This window comes from Tateyamaria sp., from assembly GCF_039945315.1.
Lineage (GTDB): Bacteria > Pseudomonadota > Alphaproteobacteria > Rhodobacterales > Rhodobacteraceae > Tateyamaria.
Genome location: NZ_JBDUXB010000026.1, coordinates 65,537 through 85,560 on the forward strand (window position 1 = coordinate 65,537; position 20,024 = coordinate 85,560).

Consider the following 20,024-nt stretch of genomic DNA (forward strand, 5'->3'; position numbering starts at 1 on the left):
GCAGGCATCATATCCTCAAGATCGCCGAGACAATTTGAACTGGTGCAAAGCGCGCCGCGGCTGATCAAAAAAGACACGCTGAGAGCGGAACATACCTTCATGAAATCTTCGAGATCACGGTCACGGTCCAAGAACAATCGCAACCGCAACAATAACAACAGCGGCGGCAACGTCATCAATCGTGTGTTTGACAGTTCAGGCCCCGAGGGCAAAGTGCGTGGCACGCCCCAGCAGATCATTGACAAGTACAATCAGTTGGCGCGCGATGCGCAGCTGTCCGGCGACCGAGTCGCCACCGAGAATTTCCAGCAGCACGCTGAACATTACCTGCGTCTGCTGAGCGAAGCGCAGCGAGAAATCGAAGCGCGGCGCGAAGAACAGGAACGTCAGAATCGCGAACGTCAGGCTGACCGTGATCGTCAGGCCGAACGGGACCGTGAGCGAAATGCGCAGCGGCAAGAGGCGGCCAGCGAGCCAAGTGCGGATCCTGCACAGGCTCCGCAGCCTGATATCGTTGAGGCAGACGGCGAGAGCGGTCTGGTTGAGACGCCAGAAAGCCAACCCAAGCCCAAACTGCCACGCAGCCGCAAGCCACGCAACAAGCCGACGAGCAAAGCTGATGATGCGTCAGAGCCGACACAAGACGGCGGTGCTGCACCCGAGGCAGCGGAATAGTCTGCTTAGCGGGCGGCCACCGCCCGCGCCAATGCGCAAAATGCCTCTATCGGCACCTGCTCCGCACGCTCAGTTGGTTTGATCCCGGCGGCTTGCAACCTGTCCTCGATATCCGCACCCAATCCTTTTAGGGCGGCGCGCAGCATTTTGCGCCGTTGGTTGAATGCCATTGCCACGACACGGGACAAAACGTCCGGGTCAGCCTCGAATTTCGGGGCGGGAAGGGCGCTTAGGTGAACCACAGCACTTGAGACCTTTGGGGGCGGTGTGAACGCCTCAGGCGGCAGCGACATCGCAATCCGGGCATCGCAGCGCCATTGGGCCAGAACAGCCAACCGTCCATAAGCCTTGGATCCTGGGGCTGCCACAATCCGTTCGGCTACTTCCCTTTGGAACATCAGCGTCAGCGATTGCCAGAATGGCGGCCAAATAGGTGGCGTGAGCCAACGCACCAGCAATTCGGTTCCCACATTGTAGGGCAAGTTGGCCGCAACGCGGATTGGTGGCGTCAGGTGGGCCAACGGATCAACATCCAGCGCATCGCCTTCTATGATCTGCAATTGACCCGGATATCGTGCTGCGATCTCTTCCAGCGCGGGCAGGCAACGGGTATCCTTTTCAATTGCCAGCACTTTGCGCGCGCCTTCCGACAGAAGCCCACGTGTTAGGCCGCCGGGGCCGGGGCCAATTTCCAGAACGTCCGTTCCGCTGAGATCACCAGCTTGTCGCGCGATCTTGGCTGTCAGGTTCAAATCCAGCAAGAAATTCTGGCCCAGAGATTTGCGCGCACTCAAAGAGTGGTCCGCGATCACCTGACGCAAAGGGGGCAGGTCGTCGATAGCGCTCATGACGCGGCCATCCTTGCAGCCAAGCGGATAGCCTCGATCATGCTGGTCGGATTGGCGATACCTTTGCCTGCAATGTCAAAGGCTGTCCCGTGATCGGGTGAGGTCCGGATGATTGGCAGGCCCAGTGTCACGTTAACGCCCCTGTCGAAATCGAGAGTTTTGATCGGGATCAGGGCCTGATCATGGTACATACAGATCGCCGCGTCGTAGCGAGATCGGGCCGCAGCATGGAAAAGTGTGTCACCCGGCCATGGGCCTGTGACGTTGATGCCTGTAGCTGCAATCTCTGCCACAAGTGGCGCGATCCAGTCGAGTTCCTGCCTCCCCATCGCGCCGCCTTCTCCTGCGTGCGGGTTCAGGCCCGCCACAACCAGCCGGGGCTCCGCGAGCCCAAACTTTGCGCTCAAGTCGTGGGCCGTGATCTCTATGGTGTGACGCAGAAGCTCAGGGGTGAGGGCGCGAGGCACCTCTTCAAGCGCGATATGGATGGTGGTGGGGACGACACGCAGCGCGTCGCTGGCCAGCATCATCACGGCGCGCGGCGCTTCTGTGAGGGCTTCAAGGTATTCAGTGTGACCCGGATAAGCGAACGCGGCACCGTCCATCAGCACTTTTTTGTGGATGGGCGCTGTGCAGATGGCTGAGACACTGCCGGTTTTGGCCAAATACACAGCGCGCGAGATCACGTCGATGACGCCTTCAGCGTTTTCCGGGTTAGCTCGGCCGGGCTGCGCAGGCGCAGCAAAGTCGTGGCGCAGAACGGGCAGGGCATCAGGACAAACTTGCACAGCTCGGTTTGGAGCATCAATCTCTGCAATCGGAATGCCTTTCGGCAAGTGTCTGGGATCGCCGATCCACAGCATTGTCAGCTCTTTGCGCAAGGCAGCCCAGGCCGATGCTGCGACTTCAGGCCCGATGCCTGCTGGTTCACCACAACTGATCGCGATCAGTGGCGTATTCATTCGAAAACGGTGATTGTCGCCTCGGCGGCCAGCTGGTCCAGCAGGTTATCGGAAAACGCAGTCAGGCGTTGGTTGCGCAGTTGATCCGCGATGGCGTCGCGGTCGATTTCCTGATCTTTTTCCAACACCGGGCTGCGTCCGCATAGCATTAAAAATACCAATGTTTGCCCTTCTGAACGGGTCAGCGCATAGGAGATTTCTCCAGGATCGAGTTTGGAGAGTTCGAACGCGATGTCGGCAGGGATGTCCTCGGGAGCCAAACTGCCGCGTTCGAGATTCGTATCTGCCTCACCTTTTGCCACCCCATAAAGGTCGTCACAGCGGTCGACTTGCGCCGCAACCTCGCGCGCGCGGCTCAACGCGTCAGGAGAGCGGCCACCGGCAATGTAGTAAGCGGCATATTCTATTGCAGAAAATTTGCGGCTCTGGGCTCCGGTTTCGCGTATGTTACGCAATTGGAACAAAGCAACGGCATCCGGGATTGGAAGAGGCGCAGTGACTTCACCGGGACCAAGCGCCAGCAAGAGGGGGCGCAACACCGGGGGCAGGTCGGTGAGCGGAGTCCATGGCAAGCGCCCTCCAGAGTCGCGGGACGCGGTGGCTGAAAAGCGGCTCGCGTAATCTGAAAATTCGGCTTCACTGGAACTCTGCGCAATCACTTCTGCTTGTTCCAAGACGACTTCTGCGTTTTCCGGTGGAGCCGGAATAATAATTTCCGACACGAGTACCTCGATCCCACTGTTCACAGTGGCCCCGGCAACTGCGTTGTCTATCTCGCGGTCGCTGATCTGTACCCGGCCGCCAAACCGCGCGCGAATATAGTCGCGCCAGAGCAGTTGCGAAGCCACAAAGTCCCGAAAGGTTTCTGCGGCTATCCCACTTTCTTCCAGTGCGGCAACGAATTCTTCGCGGCTAAGTTCGGCACGGGCCGCAAACTGCGTCATCCCTGCGTCCAATTCATCGGGCGTGAGAGAGATGCCGAGCTGCGAAGTTTCTGCCAAGCGCAGGCGGTCCCTGATCAACTCCTCAATGACTTCGGCACGAGAGCCACCTGGTGCGTTCAAAGCTTGCAAAAAGAGAACGCGTTGTTCCACTTCGAATTCCGTGATCACCGCTTCGTCGACTTTGGCGGCAGGTGAGAACAGGTTTTGTGCTTGAGCAACGCCAAATGAGGTCATCAGCGCGACAGCGCCAATGGCGCATTTCACCCGGATTGATTTTACGATTGTCTGACTGCTCATTTCGCCTGCTTTCCGCATGATCGTACTTCGACACGCTCTCCGGTATTGGCCGAGAACCCGCGCAAGGACACTGTTAACCCCAGACTGGTGGAGGGCTCAATAGTTGTCGAGTCCGCAAAGCTGCGTTTGAGGCTCACGCCTACGCGAACGCATTCGTTTTCGTAAGTGAGCCCGGCTTCCGCGATGGCGGTGCGTCCTGCTTCGATGTCGTATCGCATGTCCACGCTGGCGGTCCAGAACCGGTCAATCCTATAGGATCCGTCAAAAGTGATTTCTCCGATCGGTTCAAACTGGTCGATGGCTGCATCTTCGTCGATCCAGATATAGCTGCCGCCGAGATCAAGGCGGGCGTTGCTCCAATCGCCACGCAGTTCAGCCTTTGTGATGTCGAAACTATCATCGAAAAGTGTCCGCCCGGATACCGCAAGCCCACCCTGCAACTTCACTTGACCGCCAAGCAGAAAGTCGGACTGCGTTCCTGACAGGCCTGAACTGGACGTGAAGTCCGGTTGCGCATCTTGGCGCAGGATCTGGGCTCCTGTAACACTCATGGACCAGCCGTCTTGATGAATGCGGGACCATGTGGCGCCGATCGCTGCTGACCATCCTCGTTCTCTCCGGTCTGGCGCTGGAAAACGGGACAGGCTGAGCAGGTTCCCTTCGTCAAATTCTACCCGCGTGCTTTCCTCATTTGGGATGTTCAGCGTATCGCCACCAATCCAGGCAAATTGTGCTACCGGTTCAAGCACATGACGCGCGCCGTCCTTTCCCTGTTTGACCATGGGATAGCGCAAAACCAGCGCCGCTGTGGGTGCCAATTCGCTTTCGGACTCGGGTGTCGTGCTGTCATCTCTGATATCGTAGGCACCGCCGACCACGCCCAATCGTGTTTGCGCCTGCAGTCCGCCCATCTGGAAGGTGCGCAGCCATTCGGCCTCGACGTTAAACCGCAATACGTCGCGCCCATCGACAACGCCGTCCATATTGTCGTCGAAGTCCAGCGACGACGAACGTTGGTGCGCATGCGCTTCGGCGGCAAGCCGCAACTCACCTCCAAGGGCGCGAGGAAACAGCCGTCGTTCATAGAGTGCCTCGACGACATCCGATGGCAACACGTCGTCGTCTTCATCATCTCGCAACGACTCGACGGTGATATAGGACAGACGGATAAACTGGTCCCGCCGAGCCCTGCTGACCTGTATCTGGCTGTCCAGACGGTCGCGGTCAGAATAATCATAATCTGACAGATAAGCATCGTCAGACACCACTTCGATATCAAATTGCAGCCTGAAATCCCTATTCAGATCAAACCGTCCGCCGGCGAACAAATACCCGCGGCTATCACTAGGTGGCAGATCGTCATTGGAAAATGCCCCTTCGAAAATGATGCGCCCGCGTTTGAATGCCTCCCGGTAGCGGAATTCGAGAGTTCGGGTTTTGTTGGACAGATATGGCGTCAGCGTCAGGTCACGATAGTCGTTCAGTTTGATGAAATAGGGCACCTTGATGCCAGTTCCGAGAAGCGAATCCACGCGCAATTCGGGCAGCAGCACCCCGGTAGCCCGTGTCTGAGTTGGGTCGGGTACGCGCAGGCGTGGCAGGTAGAGTATTGGGATTGACCGGACCCGCAGCTGCGCCTGGTCAAAGTATAGCTGTTGGCCCTCTTCGTCGTGCACAACCCGCTTGGCCCGTATCTGCCATAGCGGTGGACGCGGATCGTCGGCGCAGATTTTGCAGGATGTGACCACCGTTTTGTACAGCTGGGTATAGCGCCCGTTGACTCTGTTGGCCTGTACGGCCGCCAGTTGCAGCTGCTCGTCCAGCACAAGCCGCGCGCCCATGAGAAGCCCGTTTTGCATGTCGTTGCTTAATTCGGCCTGATCGGCGAGGATCCTGACGCCCACCCCATCGTCAATGGAAATTGGACCGGTCACAGTCAGCCGACCGGTGCCCGGATCATAGGCGATCGCTTGTGCGGTCAGTCGTGTTTGGCCTTGAAATGCCTCGACGTTGCCTGTCGCGATCAAACGTCTGTCCACAGTGATCTGGATATCATCTGCCACCAGAACAGCCGGGCCCATTGGTGCGATGTCTTGGGCTGAAACGCTCCACGCGCAAAGGACAAGGACCAGCACGCTGGCCCATAGTCGCCAAAGTTGCCGCGCGCTATCCATCTTCCGTCCGCAGTAGCAACCCAAGACCCAAAAGCACGGCTGCCAAGGGAGCCGCCCAGGCCGATAGGATCACAGGGATCTGCCCGCTTTCTCCCAAAATTTGTGCGAAGCTACGAATGAAGTACAAACTGAATCCCAACAACACCGCTGCCAGCACCGCCGTGCCGGTCCCCCCAAACCGGGTATGGCGCATGGTAAAGGCTGCAGCAATAAGAACCATGGCAACAAGGAAAAGCGGACGGGCAAGTTGTGATTGCAGCCACACCTCATGCTTGCGGGCCGAAAAGCCTGCCAGCTCCAATTGGGTAATGAACTCGCGCATGTCCCAAATCGACACACCTGAAGGTGTGCCCAAAGATTCCCGGATCCGGTCAAGGGTAAGGGTCGAGTCCACTTTGAGAAGGTCGTGCACTGCGGCTGTCGCTTCAGGATTAAGACCAGAAGCCAGTGGCCAAACTTTGGCTTTGCGCAAAGACCATTCCCCGTCAAGCAGGGCCGCACTTGCGGCCTCAATCCGCCGTGCTGGGCCGCCGTCACGGGTGTAGGCCACGAAGGTCACATCATAAAGCACAGAGGCATCCGCATTCGAGCGCGCCGCTCGGATCACTGTTTGGCCCGACGTGTCGCCCTGACGCAACCACAACCCGTCCTCAGACACCGACAGTGCCGATATCCCGCCTGAGCGGTAGCTATCTGCCAGCGTTGCATAGCGTTTGGAGGTTGCCGCCACGATTGGACCCAAGGTGGTGGTCGCAAACACTCCAATTATTAGAACGACAATAACAGGAGATAGCAATGCGCGCATCGCCGAACGTCCCGTCGCCCGAGTGACAACCAGTTCTGAGGATCGGGCGAGGGCCAAAAACAGGCTGATGGTGCCAAGGATCGTGATCAGTGGCAGCATCTGGTCCAACGTTTCGGGCACGTTCAGCAGTGTCAATTCAGCCAACCGGGCAAAGCCAATATCGAATTCCGAGAACCGGCGTGTCTGGTCAAACAGGTCCACCATCACCACAAGCGCCGTTAGGACCCCCGCGATCACCAGCAAGGACACCACAAAACGTCGCGCAAAGTAGAGATGCAGAATCATGTCGCCTCCCGCACTGCTCGCCTGAACAACCGCCCGCCAGCGGCGCGCCAAAGCAATCCGCACACAATAAATCCACCGAGTACAGAAGGTGAATAGAGGATCGGCCACAAACCGGAATTGGCCAAAACGGGCCCCGAAAGACTGCCCCGCATACTGTCCAGTGCAACGAGTAAAACGAAGGCGATCAAAATCTCGCGACGCACACCAAAGCGTGAGTAGCCCCCGACCAGTAGAGTCGCGAAACCGATAAGTGCTGTGACGAGGCAGAACGCCGCGCGCGCAAACCGACTGTGCAACTCTTCGGCAACCACACTTTGAGTCGTGCCTAGCCGCTCTGCAACACCTTCCCAATCCGTTAGAATCCGATTGCTCGTCATGAATGGAAGACGTTCAACAATCTGTTTTTCGGTTTTGATCACCGAAGTGATATCAAAGCTGAAATCCCGAAACTTGGCAGTCGACAGACTGAAAGTTTCCTCAGTCAGCCGTTGGGCCAGCCCATCCACCATAATGAGAGACGTTCCGGAGGCGTTGCGTACCAGATAGGCCTCGGACGCGGTGTAGATCATTCGCTGTTCAGAGTTGCGCCGGTCAGACAAGAACACATCGCGCAACACACCGTCCTGATCGACGCTGCGGGTGTAGAAAGTCACCCCTTGCGCCGGGCTCAGGAATTCGCCCTCGGTCAGCAATCGCGAGGTAATATTCTTGGAAATTTCGACTTCGCGCTCGGCCAGTTGCTGGGAGGCGATGGGCACAAGGGCGTGAGACAGCAGCGACATCATCAGCGCTGAGATCAGGCCAAACACCGCAACGGGCCGTGCCATGCGCCAAGGCGAAGCACCCGACGACATCATCACCGTCAACTCGCTTTCATTGCTGAGTCGATTGGTCACGTAAACAGATGCTGCAAAGGTCGCGATGGGCAGCACACGCGTGATCAGGACCGGCAGGCCGAGGGCCGAAAACTCCAGAAATACCAGCGCCGTCTGACCATCACCAATCAGACGGTCGAATAGCCGTACTGCGCGGTTGATCCAGAACACGGCCACCAGCACGAGGGCGAAAAACCCAAACAGCCACATCAGTTGTGACAGCATGTATCGGTCAAATCTGACCAAGGAGCCCTCCGGGTTTGCCTGTTTTTGCTTTTGCGCTGTCGCGTTTTGCGCAGGGTAGCGGAAGGGGCAGTTCGGGAAAACTCTTTTCTAGTGCTGGTCAGGGGGGCATGGGCGCGTTACCTCTGTCTGGATTTGAAAATTCGGAGCCTGCCATGACCGCCCTCACGCCACTGACCTTTGCCGCCACTGACATTGACGCCCTTGCCACTGCAACCGGGCGGGTCGCCGTGATTGTGGCCCCAGACGGCAAAATGGGGCAGGCCGCCCGGCGCGCCAATCGTCTAACCAAGGGGGCGATCGCCCGTTTTGTGGCCTCCGAAGGATTCGAGAAGATCAAGGTGGGGCAGGTCACCACCATAGCCTGGCCTGTGGGGATGACAGCAGAGGCACTGGATATCCTGTGCCTGCCACGCAATCCGTCGGTTGCTGAGGCCCGCAAGGCTGGGGCGACACTGGCCAAACTGCGCGATGGTAAGACAATGCTTTTTGCAGCCGATGGTTTGCGCCGCGTGGCCGAAGTTAGCTTTGGTCTGGTGATGCGCGACTACACGTTCTCAGATCACAAAAGCGACGCCGAAACCCATGATACAGCAATCACTGTCATGTGCGCCAATCCAGATGACGCAAGCACGGATGCAGCCCCTTTGATGGCCATCGCCGAAGGCGCCTTCATGACCCGCGATCTCACCAATGAGCCGGCCAACGTACTGACCACAACCGAATTCGCAGATCGTCTGGCCGAGATGAGCGCGCTTGGCCTTGAGGTCGAGGTGCTGGAAGAAGCCGATCTGGAAAAACTGGGGATGCGCACGTTGCTTTGTGTGGGGCAGGGGTCTGACAGCCCGTCGAAGGTTGTTGTTATGCAATGGAACGGCGGGAAAAAGGGCGAAACCCCGCTGGCTCTGGTTGGTAAAGGCGTTGTGTTTGACACCGGCGGTATCTCCCTCAAACCCGGCGCGGGCATGGAAGATATGACCATGGATATGGGCGGGGCTGGCGTTGTCGCCGGAACGATGCGCTCCCTTGCCTTGCGCAAGGCCAAGGCAAATGTCGTGGGTCTCGTTGGCCTCGTGGAAAACATGCCATCGGGCAATGCAGTGCGTCCGGGTGACGTCATCACTTCGATGAAGGGCGACACGGTTGAGGTTATCAATACGGACGCCGAAGGCCGTTTGGTGCTGTGTGATGTGATGTGGTACGCCCAAGAGCGGTTTTCACCGGTCGGTATGGTCGATCTGGCGACGCTTACGGGCGCGATTATTATCGGACTTGGCCACGAAAATGCGGGCGTGTTCTCAAACAATGATGATTTCTGCAAATCATTCCTGAAGGCGGCAGAGGCCGAGGGTGAGGGCGCATGGCGCATGCCCTTGGGCAAAGCCTATGATGCCCTTCTTAAAAGCCGGATTGCGGACATGAAGAACATTGGTGGTCGTGCGGCGGGGTCTGTCACAGCCGCGCAGTTCCTTCAGCGGTTCGTGAAAGACGAAACTCCTTGGATACACCTTGATATCGCTGGCGTTGCGTCGGTCAAATCAGCCACTTCGCTGGCCCCTGCCGGAGCGACGGGATGGGGTGTTATGGCGTTGAATCGCCTTGTGGCGGACGCATACGAGACCGAGTGACATGGGCGTCGCCTACTTCTACCACCTGACGCGCCGGCCATTAGAGGAAACGCTGACAATGCTGCTTGGCAAGGCGTTGGGTGCGGGTTGGCGCGTTGCGGTACGCGGCACCAACGGCGAGCGCCTTGCATGGCTGGATGAGCGGTTGTGGCTAGGAGTCGAAGACGGGTTTCTGCCCCATGGTCTGGCGGGTGGACCACATGATACGGACCAGCCCGTTTTGTTAACCACCGGCGCTGCAGCGAACGGTGCGGCTTGCGTCATGAGCATTGATGGAGCTGAAGTAACGGCAGATGAAGTCGCCGCGCTTGATCGGGTATGTGTGCTGTTTGATGGCAACGATATGGATGCCTTGCAGGCAGCGCGCGGGCAATGGAAGGCCCTCAAAGACGCGGGCGCTTCAGCGCAATATTGGTCTGAAGAAGGTGGGAAGTGGGAGAAAAAGGCGGAAACGTGAATCCTGAGCCTAGCGGCTAAGGCGCATTTCACCATCTGCAATCTCGATCCTGCCCCAGTTTTGCAGGTACCCCATGCCCAAGAGCGATTGCCACAACTCTCCATCGTTGACCACGGCCCGCACATTTGTGTCGGTATGTGGCCCGATGCTGACACTGTCCAGACGTACCGCGGCCGTGCGCACTTCGCCATTTGCGGTAGAGGCGCGACCCAAAAAGACGAGTGTTTCCGGTTCTAGCCCTGCAGTGGCTGCATCCGCTTGATTCAAAACGATGTCCGTGGCGCCTGTGTCGACAATAAAGTCGATCGCCGCACCATTGATGTCGAGGGTGATGTAGTAGTGTCCATCGCGTCCGCGCGGGATTGTGATGGTGCCGCTTTCGTCAAAACGCGTTTGGGTCGGATAGAGATCGTCTTGAATATCACCCCACAGCCCCACGACAGCGATGGCGCCGACAAAGATCAGCGCCCATATGCCTGCCATTTGTAGTGTCTGGCTGAGTTTTAGTCGTGAGTTAAGCAGGAAGGCGCCACCAAGGACGATGCCGAGGATGCCAAGATAAATCAGTTGATCAATGTTACCGCTGCTCATGAGGTCAATATAGGGTGTCGGCGCCCCATGTCAGCCCGCAAGAAGCCCGAATGCGCTCAGCCCGTCCAGAACGAACTGGACCGATAGGGCGGCCAGTAACATCCCCAACAGGCGTGTCACGACCGTGATACCGGTCTTACCCAAAGCGCGCTCCAGCAGGCCCGATGCCAGAAAAAGAACCATGCACACCGCAAGGACCAGTGCTGTGATCGCAAGAACCAGCGCCAGTCCCTCGATCCCCGGTTTCTGACCGGTGAGCAGAATAACCGACGCGATGGCACCCGGCCCGGCAATCAGCGGAATGGCCAGAGGAAACACCGATGGGTCGTCGTGGCTGTCCTCACTCTGGTCTTCGCGACGCTGGGTGCGCCGTTCAAACAGCATATCGAGTGCTGTGAGGAACAACAGAATGCCGCCCGCAACCCGAAACGCAGGCATGGAAATCCCGACAAAGCCCAACAGCGCCTCACCAAAAAGCGCAAAAGCGATCAAGATCGCCATACCAAGCCCACAGGCACGCAACGCGATTCGGCGCCGCTGGTTTTCAGGAACGCCTTGGGTCAGCGCCACAAACAATGGCGCAAGCCCGATGGGGTCGATTACCACGAACATGGTCACAAAGGCGGTGATGAGGAAGGCTGTGTCGATCATCGGTGTTTTCTAAAAGTGCGCTTTGCGGCGCGTTTCATGTTTAGGGCGCTGCCCCGGTCGCCGTAAAGCCTCTACCCAGCAGTAATTCGAGCCCGAACAAATTCAGGCTGTTTGAGCGGTCTCGAGCTTTTCGAGGTCTTTCATCCAGAGTGTTTCGGCGCGTTCCAGCGCTTCCATGACCTCGGCATACTTCTTTTGCCAGACTTCCATCTCGCCGATCTTTGCGTCCTCATAGAGATCCGGATCGGCCAGTTTCTTGGCCAGCTTGTCACGCATATCGTTCAGCTTTTCTACGCGTGCTTCGGATTTGCGCGCCTCGGACTTGAGCGTCAGAATGGCATCGCGGCCAATTTTCTTTGGTTTGGGCTTTTCCTGTGCAGCCTTCGGCGGTTTGCCGTCTGACAGCAGCATTTTGCGATAGGCCTCAAGATCGTCCTCAAAAGGTTTTACTGTCCCATTTGAGACCAGCCACAGCCGGTCTGCCACCAGTTCCAGCAGGTGCATGTCGTGGCTGACAAGGATAACGGCACCTGTGTATGCGGTCAGCGCAGTGACCAGCGCTTCGCGACTCTCGATATCGAGGTGGTTTGTTGGCTCGTCGAGGATCAACATGTGAGGCGCATCAAGCGTAGCAAGCAGCAGAGACAGCCGCGCCTTTTGCCCGCCAGACAGTTTGCCAACCACGGTTTCCGCCTGATCCGCCATGAGTCCAAAGCCCGAAAGGCGCGCGCGCCACCGAGCGGGGCCTTCAGTGGGGCGTTCCCGCCGCAAATGGTCCAGAGGGGTTTCGTCGATGAACAACTCGTCCACCTGATGCTGGGCAAAATAACCAATGCGCAGCTTGCTGGATTTGGTGAACTTGCCACTCATGGCAGGCAGGCGATCCGACAAGAATTTGGAGAGCGTTGATTTGCCTTGTCCGTTCTTTCCCAGTAGCGCGATGCGATCGTCCTGGTCTATGCGCAGGTTCAGTTTGGACAGAACTGTCGTGTCGCCATAGCCTGTGGACGCCCCGTCAAGGTGAATGATCGGGGGCGAGAGTTCTTCGGGATTGGGGAAATCGAACCGCTTGAGGCCAGCCTCTTGCGGTGTCGTGATGGGTTGCATCTTTGACAGCGCTTTGAGCCGCGATTGGGCTTGGCGCGCCTTGTCGGCCTTGTAGCGGAACCGGTCCACATAGGATTGCAGGTGCGCGCGGCGCGCATCCTGTTTCTTAGCCATCGCCGCCGCTACGGCCAGTCGTTCGGCCCGTTGACGGGCAAACTGATCGTAAGGCCCGGAGTAATAAGTGAGCTTTCGGTCTTCAAGGTGCAGGATTGCGCCGACAGCCCGGTTAAGCAAGCCGCGGTCGTGGCTGATGATCACAACCGTGTGCGGGTATTTTGCGAGGTAGCTTTCCAGCCACAATGCCCCTTCTAGGTCGAGGTAGTTGGTGGGCTCATCGAGCAGCAGTAAATCGGGTTGGGCAAAGAGCACAGCCGCCAGAGCGACACGCATCCGCCATCCGCCCGAAAACTCAGAGCAGGGCATGAGTTGTTCGTGATCATCAAAGCCGAGCCCCTTGAGGATCGTGGCGGCACGCGCCTCGGCACTCCATGCGTCGATATCTGTCAGACGGGTCTGGATTTCGGCGATGCGGGCGGGATCATCGCTGGCGTCCGCCAGCAATTCGGCGCGTTCGGTGTCTGCGGCCAAAACTGTGTCGAGCAGGGAGGTGGCAGAGGCTGGAACCTCTTGGGCTACTCCGCCGATGCGCGCGCCAGTGGGCAGAGATATATCGCCACCTTCCAACGCCAATTCACCTCGGATCAGGCGGAACAGCGTGGTCTTACCTGTGCCGTTGCGCCCCACAAGGCCAACCTTGTGGCCTTCGGGGATGACGGCGCTCGCGCCCTCGAACAAGGGGCGGCCAGCAACGGCGTATGAGATATCAGAAATGCGCAACATGTGCGCGCTCTAGCAGAGGCGAACGGGGCGTGCTAGCCCCGTGCGATGACCAAAACACCCCCCCATCTTGTGACCCTCGTTTTGCTCACTGCACTGACAGTGCTGACGCTGAACATGTTCCTGCCCGCACTGCCTGCGATGCGTGAGGCTTTTGGGGTTTCAGAAGCGGTAATGGGGCGTGCAATCTCGCTTTACATGCTTGCGGCGGCCGTTTTGCAGCTGGTCTTGGGCCCGCTGTCGGATCGGTTTGGGCGGCGACCTGTGATCCTTGGGTTGCTGTGCGTTTATGTCGTGTCCTCAATCATGTGCTTGCTCGCCGACAACGTTACCGTTTTCCTAATTGCACGCACAGGACAGGCGGTTGCCGTGGGGGGTGGCATTCTTGGGTCTGCCGTGGTGCGAGATTTGTACGAGGGGCGCACGGCGGCGGCCAAATTGTCATTGATTGCCTCGGCGATGGCTGTGGCGCCAATGCTTGCCCCGATGCTGGGTGGAATGCTTGAGGCTGCTTTTGGCTGGCGCTCGGTCTTTGTCACATATGCGCTGTTGGGCGCTGGCCTGCTGCTGTGGTGTCTGCGCGATCTGGGAGAGACGCATCATGGTGAGGGGGGGCAGCGCATGGCGTTTGGCGCCTTGTTCCAGTCTCGTCTTTTCTGGACCTATGTGTCGGTGCAAGCCTTTGGGGTAGGGACCTTTTACATCTTTCTGACGGGCGCACCGTTTGTGGCCGCAGACGTGTTTGGGTTAAGCCCGGCACAGATTGGCATCGCGTTGGGGTCAACGACGGCTGGGTTCATGTTGGGCGCAGGGCTGTCGGCGCGATTGGTTCAAAGGCTCGGACCTATTCGGCTGATCCTAGTAGGCCGGGTGTTTCCGCTCGTCGGCTTGGGCTCGGCCTTGATCTACTACGCGAGCGGGGGCGGACAAGTGTTGCCGCTGTTTCTGGGCACCGTGACGGTGGGCATCGGGAACGGGCCGTCACTGGCCAATGCCAATGCCGGTGCACTGTCTGTGCGCCCCGATCTTGCAGGCAGTGCGTCAGGTGTGAACGGCGCCGTTTCGCTCAGCCTTGGGGCCGCGCTAAGCTGGGCGACGACCGCAGTCCTCAGCCGGTCAGCCACGCCTGAGGCTTTGCTCTTACTGATGCTGGCTGTGGTCGGTGTGGCACTATGCGCGGCACTGGTTGCCGCACTTTGGGACCGCGAGGAACAGGGGTTTTCAAGGTGAAAATCGCATGATAGCTGGGCGCAGAATTTCGCGCCCGGGATGGTCCCGCGCGCTGCTGACACGGAGAGACCCATGGCCCTCGAACGTACCTTTTCCATCATCAAACCAGATGCAACCCGCCGCAACCTGACAGGCGCAATCAACGCCAAGTTCGAAGAAGCCGGCCTGCGCATCGTCGCACAAAAGCGCATTCACCTGACGAAGGCACAAGCCGGCGTGTTTTACGCGGTCCACGCCGAGCGTCCGTTCTACGACGAACTGTGCGAATTCATGGCCTCGGCTCCAATCGTTTGCCAGGTGCTGGAAGGCGAAGGCGCCATTGCCAAGAACCGTGAAGTGATGGGTGCTACAAACCCGGCTGACGCAGCCCCCGGCACAGTCCGCGCAGATTTCGCTGAATCGGTTGGTGAAAATTCGGTCCACGGATCGGACGCGCCAGAAACAGCGGCCGTGGAAATCGCGTATTTCTTCTCCGGCCTCGAGCTGGTCGGTTAAGCCACAAAGAACTATTGAAGATCGCCAGGGGTTGCAGCGAATGCTGCGGCCCCTTTTTCTTTTTGGAGTCTGGGTGTCTGGCCGCAAACGGATTTGCCGCAATTGACGGGTTAAGCCCATCGCACACCTTTTTCCATACGTTTGGCGATTAGGGCTCGTTGTGCCCGTTAAGTATTTGTTTGAGTGACTCAATAAATGCCGACTACACTCGTCTTCACTAAAACGTGATAACCTGGGAGATCGCCGTGCCACACTCAACTCTTCATAATTCGTTTTCAAAAATTGGCGCGTGTGCGGGCCTGACGCTCGGTTTGTCGGTCTCGTGTGCATCAATTGTTGCCGCGCAAGAGTTCCAAACTGCACAGGAAAATACAGAAGTCGTTCTCGCGCCCGATGCTTTCTCGCCCTACGCAGGCCGCAACTTTCCGCAAAGACCACTTTGGGGGGACTCGCATTTGCATACGTCTGTTTCGGTTGACGCCGGAACTATGACTCGTCTCTCTCAGGAGCAGGCATTCCGCTTTGCGCGCGGCGAAGAAGTGACGACAACCCATGGGCTGCGTGCAAAGCTGTCACGGCCTCTGGACTGGATCGTGGTGTCTGATCACGCTGAGATGTACGGCCTTATGCCGCAGTTATTGGCAGGGAACGCGGAGGTGCTGGCCACCGAGAAAGGCAAGGCCTGGTATGAGGCGCTTACCGCTGGCGACCCTCAACTGGCCTTTACCACAGCCATGGAGATCGTCGCGTCGTTGTCAAATGACGAGCCGCCAATCAACAACCCCAAGGCGATCAAACATGCTTGGGAAGAATACACCAAGACCGCCGATCGCTTTAACGAGCCTGGCGTGTTTTCTGCCATCATTGGGTACGAATACACCACGGAAGGCGCGAATAATCTTCATCGCAACGTGCTGTTCCGTGACGGGCAGATCCGGGCAAATCAGACCCGGCCCTTTTCTCAATATGATAGCAAAAACCCTGAAGACTTATGGACGTTCCTGGCCGAATATGAAGAGCGAACTGGTGGCGAAGTTTTGGCGATTGCACACAATGGCAATCTTTCAAACGGACGTATGTTTTCGATGAATACCTATGATGGTTCGGAACTGACTGAGGAAATTGCGAGCCTTCGCGCCCGGTTTGAACCGCTTTACGAAGCAACGCAAATCAAGGGCGATGGTGAAGCCCATCCATTCCTGAGCCCTGACGACGAGTTTGCGGATTTTGATACATGGGATGCGGCCAATCTGAATGGCACCGAGCTAAAGAAACCAGAGATGCTTGCAGCGGAATATGCCCGCGAAGCGTTGAAGCGCGGTATGCTCATTAAGCAAGAGCTTGGGGTGAACCCGTTTAAATTCGGCATGGTCGGCGCGACGGACTCGCACACCGGTATGGCAACAGCGCAAGAAGATAACTTTTTCGGCAAACACTCCGGTGTTGAACCTGAGCCGAACCGTTGGGAACACTTGGTGATCGAAGCGCCGGACCCTGATCTTTCGATCTATGGGTGGAAACAGGCGGCAGGTGGCCTTGGCGCGGTTTGGGCAATGGAGAACACCCGCGAGGCCATCTTTGACGCCATGCAACGCAAAGAGACGTATGCGACGACCGGTTCGCGCATGGGGGTTCGGTTTTTCGGCGGGTACAACTTCACCCAAGAAGATGCTGCACTTCGCCTGCCAGCCGACGCAGGCTACAAAAAAGGCGTGCCGATGGGCGGTAATTTGAACGCCGCACAGGAGGGAGAGCGCCCGTCGTTCCTTGTTGCCGCAATAAAAGATCCGCTTTCCGGAAACCTTGACCGGATCCAGATTGTCAAAGGATGGGTCGATGCCAACGGTGAAACGCAGGAGAAAATTTACAACGTGGCGTGGTCTGGCGATCGCAAACTTGGTGAAACCGGGAACCTGCCAGATGTAGGCAACACAGTTGATGTTGAGAACGCCACATGGACCAACTCTATTGGTGCTTCCGAGTTGGTTGGTGTTTGGGAAGACCCTGATTTTGATCCGACGCTACAAGCCTTTTACTACGCACGGGTCATCGAAATCCCGACCCCCCGTTGGACCGCCTACGAAGCAAAGCGTTTTGGTGTCGAGATGCCAGATTACGTCCCAATGATCACAACGGAACGCGCATACACATCGCCGATTTGGTATGCTCCAAGTTAAAGATCAGAAAAGCTGAACCCAATCGGCGGTTGCGACGTGACTGCCCTTTTTGTTCGAAAAACACAGGTGGGAATGTCTACATAACCGACCCTAAAAAGCGCGCTATATTCCGTAGTTCTATCCGCGTCTAGCGACTACGCCGATCTCGTTCAGTGTGCGTTCAAACTCGGACAAACCCTTGTCAAAACTGCTTGCCTTGATTGCATCAAAGCGAACGCGCAGGGCCTTTTTCTCTTCCCCTTTGCAGTCATTCCACGGTCGGCCTTGCAATCCCATGACCAAAACGTAGTAGCCGATGAAGTGTGGGCGCGTACCTGATTGCAGCAGCTTGGCGTAAGCCGCGTCCGCACCCAGTGTGCGCAGGGTTTCCGCATCAGGAATGCCCGCGGCGGCGCAAGCGGCGTCCATCGCCGGTCCGAGATTGCGTATGGTTGAGACAGGATTACCCATTGCGAGACTTTAGTGCGCCGGGCGGGTCCTGTCACGCGGGCTTCAGAGGCTCGCGTAGTCGGTGATCACCGGCATTGGCCGAGGCTTGGGCGCAGGATTGGGAACAGGTGTGGGCGCGGGGGGCGCGATTGGGTTGGCATAACGCTGCCTTTCATGAGCGCCATCCACAGTGATGACCGGCTTGTTAAAACAGATGGGTTTGCCGGGAGCAGGGCGCAATTGCGCAGATTATGTGACAGTGTTGAGTTGGTAGAGTGTGACCTGCCGATAGGGTTGTTCGGGCGTACACAGCACGCTTGGAAAGTTCGGATGGTTCACTGAATCGGGCCACCCCTGAGGTTCCAGAGCGAGGCCCGCGCCGGGGCTGATCCCGGTACCTGGTAATGTCGGCAAGAACGCTCCGGCATAGACCTGTAACCCCGGTTCTGTGCTGTCGATCTGTAGCCGCAAGCCATTTGCTCCCCTGAGCGTGGCAACCGGCTGTGCGGTTTCCACGGGTGTATTTGAGATACAAAAGTTGTGATCAATGGCAGGGTCGGGCGCTGCCGCAATCCGGTGGTCGAACGAGGTGTTCGCAACGAGCGCTCGTTCGCCCGTCGGCAGGTTTTGCCCATCAGTGGGCAGATAGTAGTTCGCATTAACCTGTAGTATGTGGGCTGATGCGTCCCCCAGACACCAATAGGGGTGATGAGCAAAGGCCGCAGGCGTACTCCGGTCCGTTGTCATCTTGATCTCCAGGCGCAAAGTTGCCCCTTCGATTGTGTATGCCACTTCGATCCGCCGCGCACCGGGCAGCCCGCCATCGCCATCTGCCAACTCAATCCAAAATGCCACATTGCCGTCTTGCAGTTGGGAAACCTCCCAATCCTGCCTGTCGATTCCATACGGTCCCGAATGCAACGCCGTCACCCCATTTTCATTCCGAGGCATTTGATGGCGCCGGCCGTCCAGATCAAACGTACCGCCGCGCACCCGATTGGCGATGGGACCTACAATCGCGCCGGCGTAACAATCGCGCCATTCAGTGTGTTCGTCGGCATCTGCATGCAGGACCAGCGACGGCCCGCCGCCCAGATGGAGCGTTTCGAGACGCGCGCCGTTACGCGAAAAGGTAGCGCGCAGTTGGTCTGATCGAATGGTGATTTGATCGCTCATGGTCTCATCATGACAGTGGCAGAGGTGGGATGCCACCGAGATTGTTCAAACCAGAGCAAAGCTTAGGAATAGCCTTTGTTTTTGCCCTTTGACGGCTCTGTTGGGCAAACCCTGTGAGGGAGTCATCTCGTGAATACAGCGTGGTAGCTGGGATGTATGAGCATCGCGGCGCAGCATAAACTTGCAATTCGTCAAAGCCGGTTCCAACGTTCGAATTCAAAACTGCAGTTTCAAGTATCAAGGCTTATTTCCGCAGTCGCCAATCAGGCGCGCGTTTTCTAAGGCGATCACGCTTTGTACGGCGAACATCTGTGCGAACCGCAGCGCATCTTCGGAAAACGGGCGCACCGATTGGCGATAGATCGTGAAGGCTCCAACAAGCCGGTCGGCAGCAAGCATCGGAATTGCAACAAATGACCGGGCTCCACCCAAGTCAGCAGTGGCCAACCGCAACGGGTCATCTGAGCGGTAGAGCGTCTCTGACTTTACATCTACGATGTTTACCACCGAGCGTTGCGTGACCATTCGGCCGAGCCCTGTCTGATCACTCACGCTGAACGTTCCGCTTTCGTCGAGCCAGTCCTGAAAGGCAGTCGGGATACCCAGCGTAAAGCTCGCTCGGAATCTCTTGGCGTCCCGGTATTCAAAGAGAATTCCGAACTCTGCATCGCAAAGATCCAAGGCGTAGCGCAGGATCGCTGGCATGACCAAGTTCAGATCGCCTTGGGACGCGCCAATGATCCGCAAGACCTCACTCAACGCCTTTTCGCGGCTCAACGCTTCTTCAAGGCTCAACGCAAGTTCTGAAATAACGGCCGCATGGTCAACCTGACTGCGCGGGGTGGCGGTGGCACCGGCGAGACGATTGGCCAGTTCGATCTTGGATGACACCTCAAGCTTGCGATAAATTGTGGCCAAATGGGTTCGCACAGTAGAGGGCGCAATGTGCAAATCCGTCGCTATCTCCTGATAGCTGCTGCCATCAGCGTAGCGTTCGGCAATCTGCTGCTCTCTGGGGCTGAGGTCGTTGTCGTGATGCATCTGTTAGTATCCATCGATCGTGGAAATTCGGCGCCATCAAACGCCGACAGCCGAACCATCCTACAGATGTTGTAGGCAAATACTGCAAATCTGTCTC

At 57.6% G+C, this 20,024-nt stretch carries 18 protein-coding genes; 6 read left to right on the top strand and 12 right to left on the bottom strand.

The window, feature by feature from the left end; genetic code table 11:
* Positions 1 to 99: 99 nt before the first annotated feature.
* Positions 100 to 675 carry a DUF4167 domain-containing protein gene (locus tag ABJD00_RS07020; protein ID WP_413831396.1) on the top strand — a complete coding sequence of 192 codons (576 nt, stop codon included), beginning with the start codon at positions 100 to 102 and terminating at the stop codon, positions 673 to 675.
* A gap of 5 nt (positions 676 to 680) precedes the next feature.
* Here ABJD00_RS07020 and rsmA read toward each other — a convergent pair whose 3' ends face one another.
* From rsmA to ABJD00_RS07050, 6 genes are read right to left on the bottom strand one after another with little or no spacing between them, the layout of a single operon-like run.
* Complete coding sequence (gene rsmA, locus ABJD00_RS07025; protein WP_413831398.1) at positions 681 to 1,523, bottom strand: 16S rRNA (adenine(1518)-N(6)/adenine(1519)-N(6))-dimethyltransferase RsmA; 843 nt, start codon at positions 1,521 to 1,523, stop codon at positions 681 to 683.
* The gene (gene pdxA / locus ABJD00_RS07030) at positions 1,520 to 2,485 is read right to left on the bottom strand and encodes a 4-hydroxythreonine-4-phosphate dehydrogenase PdxA (RefSeq protein ID WP_413831400.1); all 966 of its coding nucleotides are present in this window, start codon (positions 2,483 to 2,485) and stop codon (positions 1,520 to 1,522) included. Before pdxA ends, rsmA begins: the two co-directional genes overlap by 4 nt.
* Positions 2,482 to 3,726: a SurA N-terminal domain-containing protein gene (locus tag ABJD00_RS07035; protein WP_413831402.1), complete on the bottom strand. Its 1,245-nt coding sequence runs from the start codon at positions 3,724 to 3,726 to the stop codon at positions 2,482 to 2,484. The genes pdxA and ABJD00_RS07035 overlap by 4 nt, the downstream gene beginning before the upstream one ends.
* Positions 3,723 to 5,900: an LPS-assembly protein LptD gene (locus ABJD00_RS07040; RefSeq protein WP_413831404.1), complete on the bottom strand. Its 2,178-nt coding sequence runs from the start codon at positions 5,898 to 5,900 to the stop codon at positions 3,723 to 3,725. The genes ABJD00_RS07035 and ABJD00_RS07040 overlap by 4 nt, the downstream gene beginning before the upstream one ends.
* Entirely contained in the window at positions 5,893 to 6,990 is a 1,098-nt protein-coding gene (gene lptG, locus ABJD00_RS07045; RefSeq protein WP_413831406.1) for an LPS export ABC transporter permease LptG, read from the bottom strand. Before lptG ends, ABJD00_RS07040 begins: the two co-directional genes overlap by 8 nt.
* The gene (locus ABJD00_RS07050) at positions 6,987 to 8,090 is read right to left on the bottom strand and encodes an LptF/LptG family permease (protein ID WP_413831408.1); all 1,104 of its coding nucleotides are present in this window, start codon (positions 8,088 to 8,090) and stop codon (positions 6,987 to 6,989) included. The genes lptG and ABJD00_RS07050 overlap by 4 nt, the downstream gene beginning before the upstream one ends.
* Positions 8,091 to 8,263: 173 nt before the next feature.
* Here ABJD00_RS07050 and ABJD00_RS07055 point away from each other — a divergent pair, with 173 nt between their 5' ends.
* Together ABJD00_RS07055 and ABJD00_RS07060 are read left to right on the top strand one after the other, a co-directional pair.
* Positions 8,264 to 9,736 (top strand): leucyl aminopeptidase, encoded by a 1,473-nt coding sequence (locus ABJD00_RS07055; protein WP_413831410.1) that lies wholly within the window; start codon positions 8,264 to 8,266, stop codon positions 9,734 to 9,736.
* 1 nt (position 9,737) lies between these two features.
* Entirely contained in the window at positions 9,738 to 10,193 is a 456-nt protein-coding gene (locus tag ABJD00_RS07060; protein WP_413831412.1) for a DNA polymerase III subunit chi, read from the top strand.
* A gap of 9 nt (positions 10,194 to 10,202) precedes the next feature.
* Here ABJD00_RS07060 and ABJD00_RS07065 read toward each other — a convergent pair whose 3' ends face one another.
* The 3 genes from ABJD00_RS07065 to ABJD00_RS07075 all read right to left on the bottom strand — a co-directional run bounded on the left by ABJD00_RS07065 (position 10,203) and on the right by ABJD00_RS07075 (position 13,382).
* On the bottom strand, positions 10,203 to 10,784 hold the full coding sequence (locus ABJD00_RS07065) for a TIGR02281 family clan AA aspartic protease (RefSeq protein WP_413831414.1): 582 nt from the start codon (positions 10,782 to 10,784) through the stop codon (positions 10,203 to 10,205).
* A 30-nt stretch (positions 10,785 to 10,814) separates the two neighbouring features.
* Positions 10,815 to 11,435 carry a MarC family protein gene (locus ABJD00_RS07070; protein WP_108839361.1) on the bottom strand — a complete coding sequence of 207 codons (621 nt, stop codon included), beginning with the start codon at positions 11,433 to 11,435 and terminating at the stop codon, positions 10,815 to 10,817.
* Positions 11,436 to 11,537: 102 nt separating this feature from the next.
* Positions 11,538 to 13,382: an ABC-F family ATP-binding cassette domain-containing protein gene (locus ABJD00_RS07075; protein WP_413831416.1), complete on the bottom strand. Its 1,845-nt coding sequence runs from the start codon at positions 13,380 to 13,382 to the stop codon at positions 11,538 to 11,540.
* A gap of 45 nt (positions 13,383 to 13,427) precedes the next feature.
* On the opposite strand from ABJD00_RS07075, the gene ABJD00_RS07080 reads away from it, so the two are divergent.
* The 3 genes from ABJD00_RS07080 to ABJD00_RS07090 all read left to right on the top strand — a co-directional run bounded on the left by ABJD00_RS07080 (position 13,428) and on the right by ABJD00_RS07090 (position 17,281).
* The gene (locus tag ABJD00_RS07080) at positions 13,428 to 14,609 is read left to right on the top strand and encodes a multidrug effflux MFS transporter (protein ID WP_413831418.1); all 1,182 of its coding nucleotides are present in this window, start codon (positions 13,428 to 13,430) and stop codon (positions 14,607 to 14,609) included.
* Positions 14,610 to 14,681: 72 nt separating this feature from the next.
* Positions 14,682 to 15,104, top strand: a complete 423-nt coding sequence (ndk, locus tag ABJD00_RS07085; protein ID WP_413831420.1) for a nucleoside-diphosphate kinase — start codon at positions 14,682 to 14,684, stop codon at positions 15,102 to 15,104.
* 245 nt (positions 15,105 to 15,349) lie between these two features.
* The gene (locus ABJD00_RS07090; protein ID WP_413831422.1) at positions 15,350 to 17,281 is read left to right on the top strand and encodes a DUF3604 domain-containing protein; all 1,932 of its coding nucleotides are present in this window, start codon (positions 15,350 to 15,352) and stop codon (positions 17,279 to 17,281) included.
* Between the two features lie 117 nt (positions 17,282 to 17,398).
* Here the strand turns inward: ABJD00_RS07090 and ABJD00_RS07095 are convergent, their stop codons facing one another.
* The 3 genes from ABJD00_RS07095 to ABJD00_RS07105 all read right to left on the bottom strand — a co-directional run bounded on the left by ABJD00_RS07095 (position 17,399) and on the right by ABJD00_RS07105 (position 19,927).
* Positions 17,399 to 17,731 (bottom strand): TfoX/Sxy family DNA transformation protein, encoded by a 333-nt coding sequence (locus tag ABJD00_RS07095; protein ID WP_413831424.1) that lies wholly within the window; start codon positions 17,729 to 17,731, stop codon positions 17,399 to 17,401.
* Between the two features lie 228 nt (positions 17,732 to 17,959).
* Complete coding sequence (locus ABJD00_RS07100; protein WP_413831426.1) at positions 17,960 to 18,886, bottom strand: aldose epimerase family protein; 927 nt, start codon at positions 18,884 to 18,886, stop codon at positions 17,960 to 17,962.
* A gap of 237 nt (positions 18,887 to 19,123) precedes the next feature.
* A complete protein-coding gene (locus ABJD00_RS07105; RefSeq protein ID WP_413831428.1) occupies positions 19,124 to 19,927 on the bottom strand; it encodes a LuxR C-terminal-related transcriptional regulator in 804 nt (267 codons plus the stop codon).
* Positions 19,928 to 20,024 lie beyond the last annotated feature (97 nt).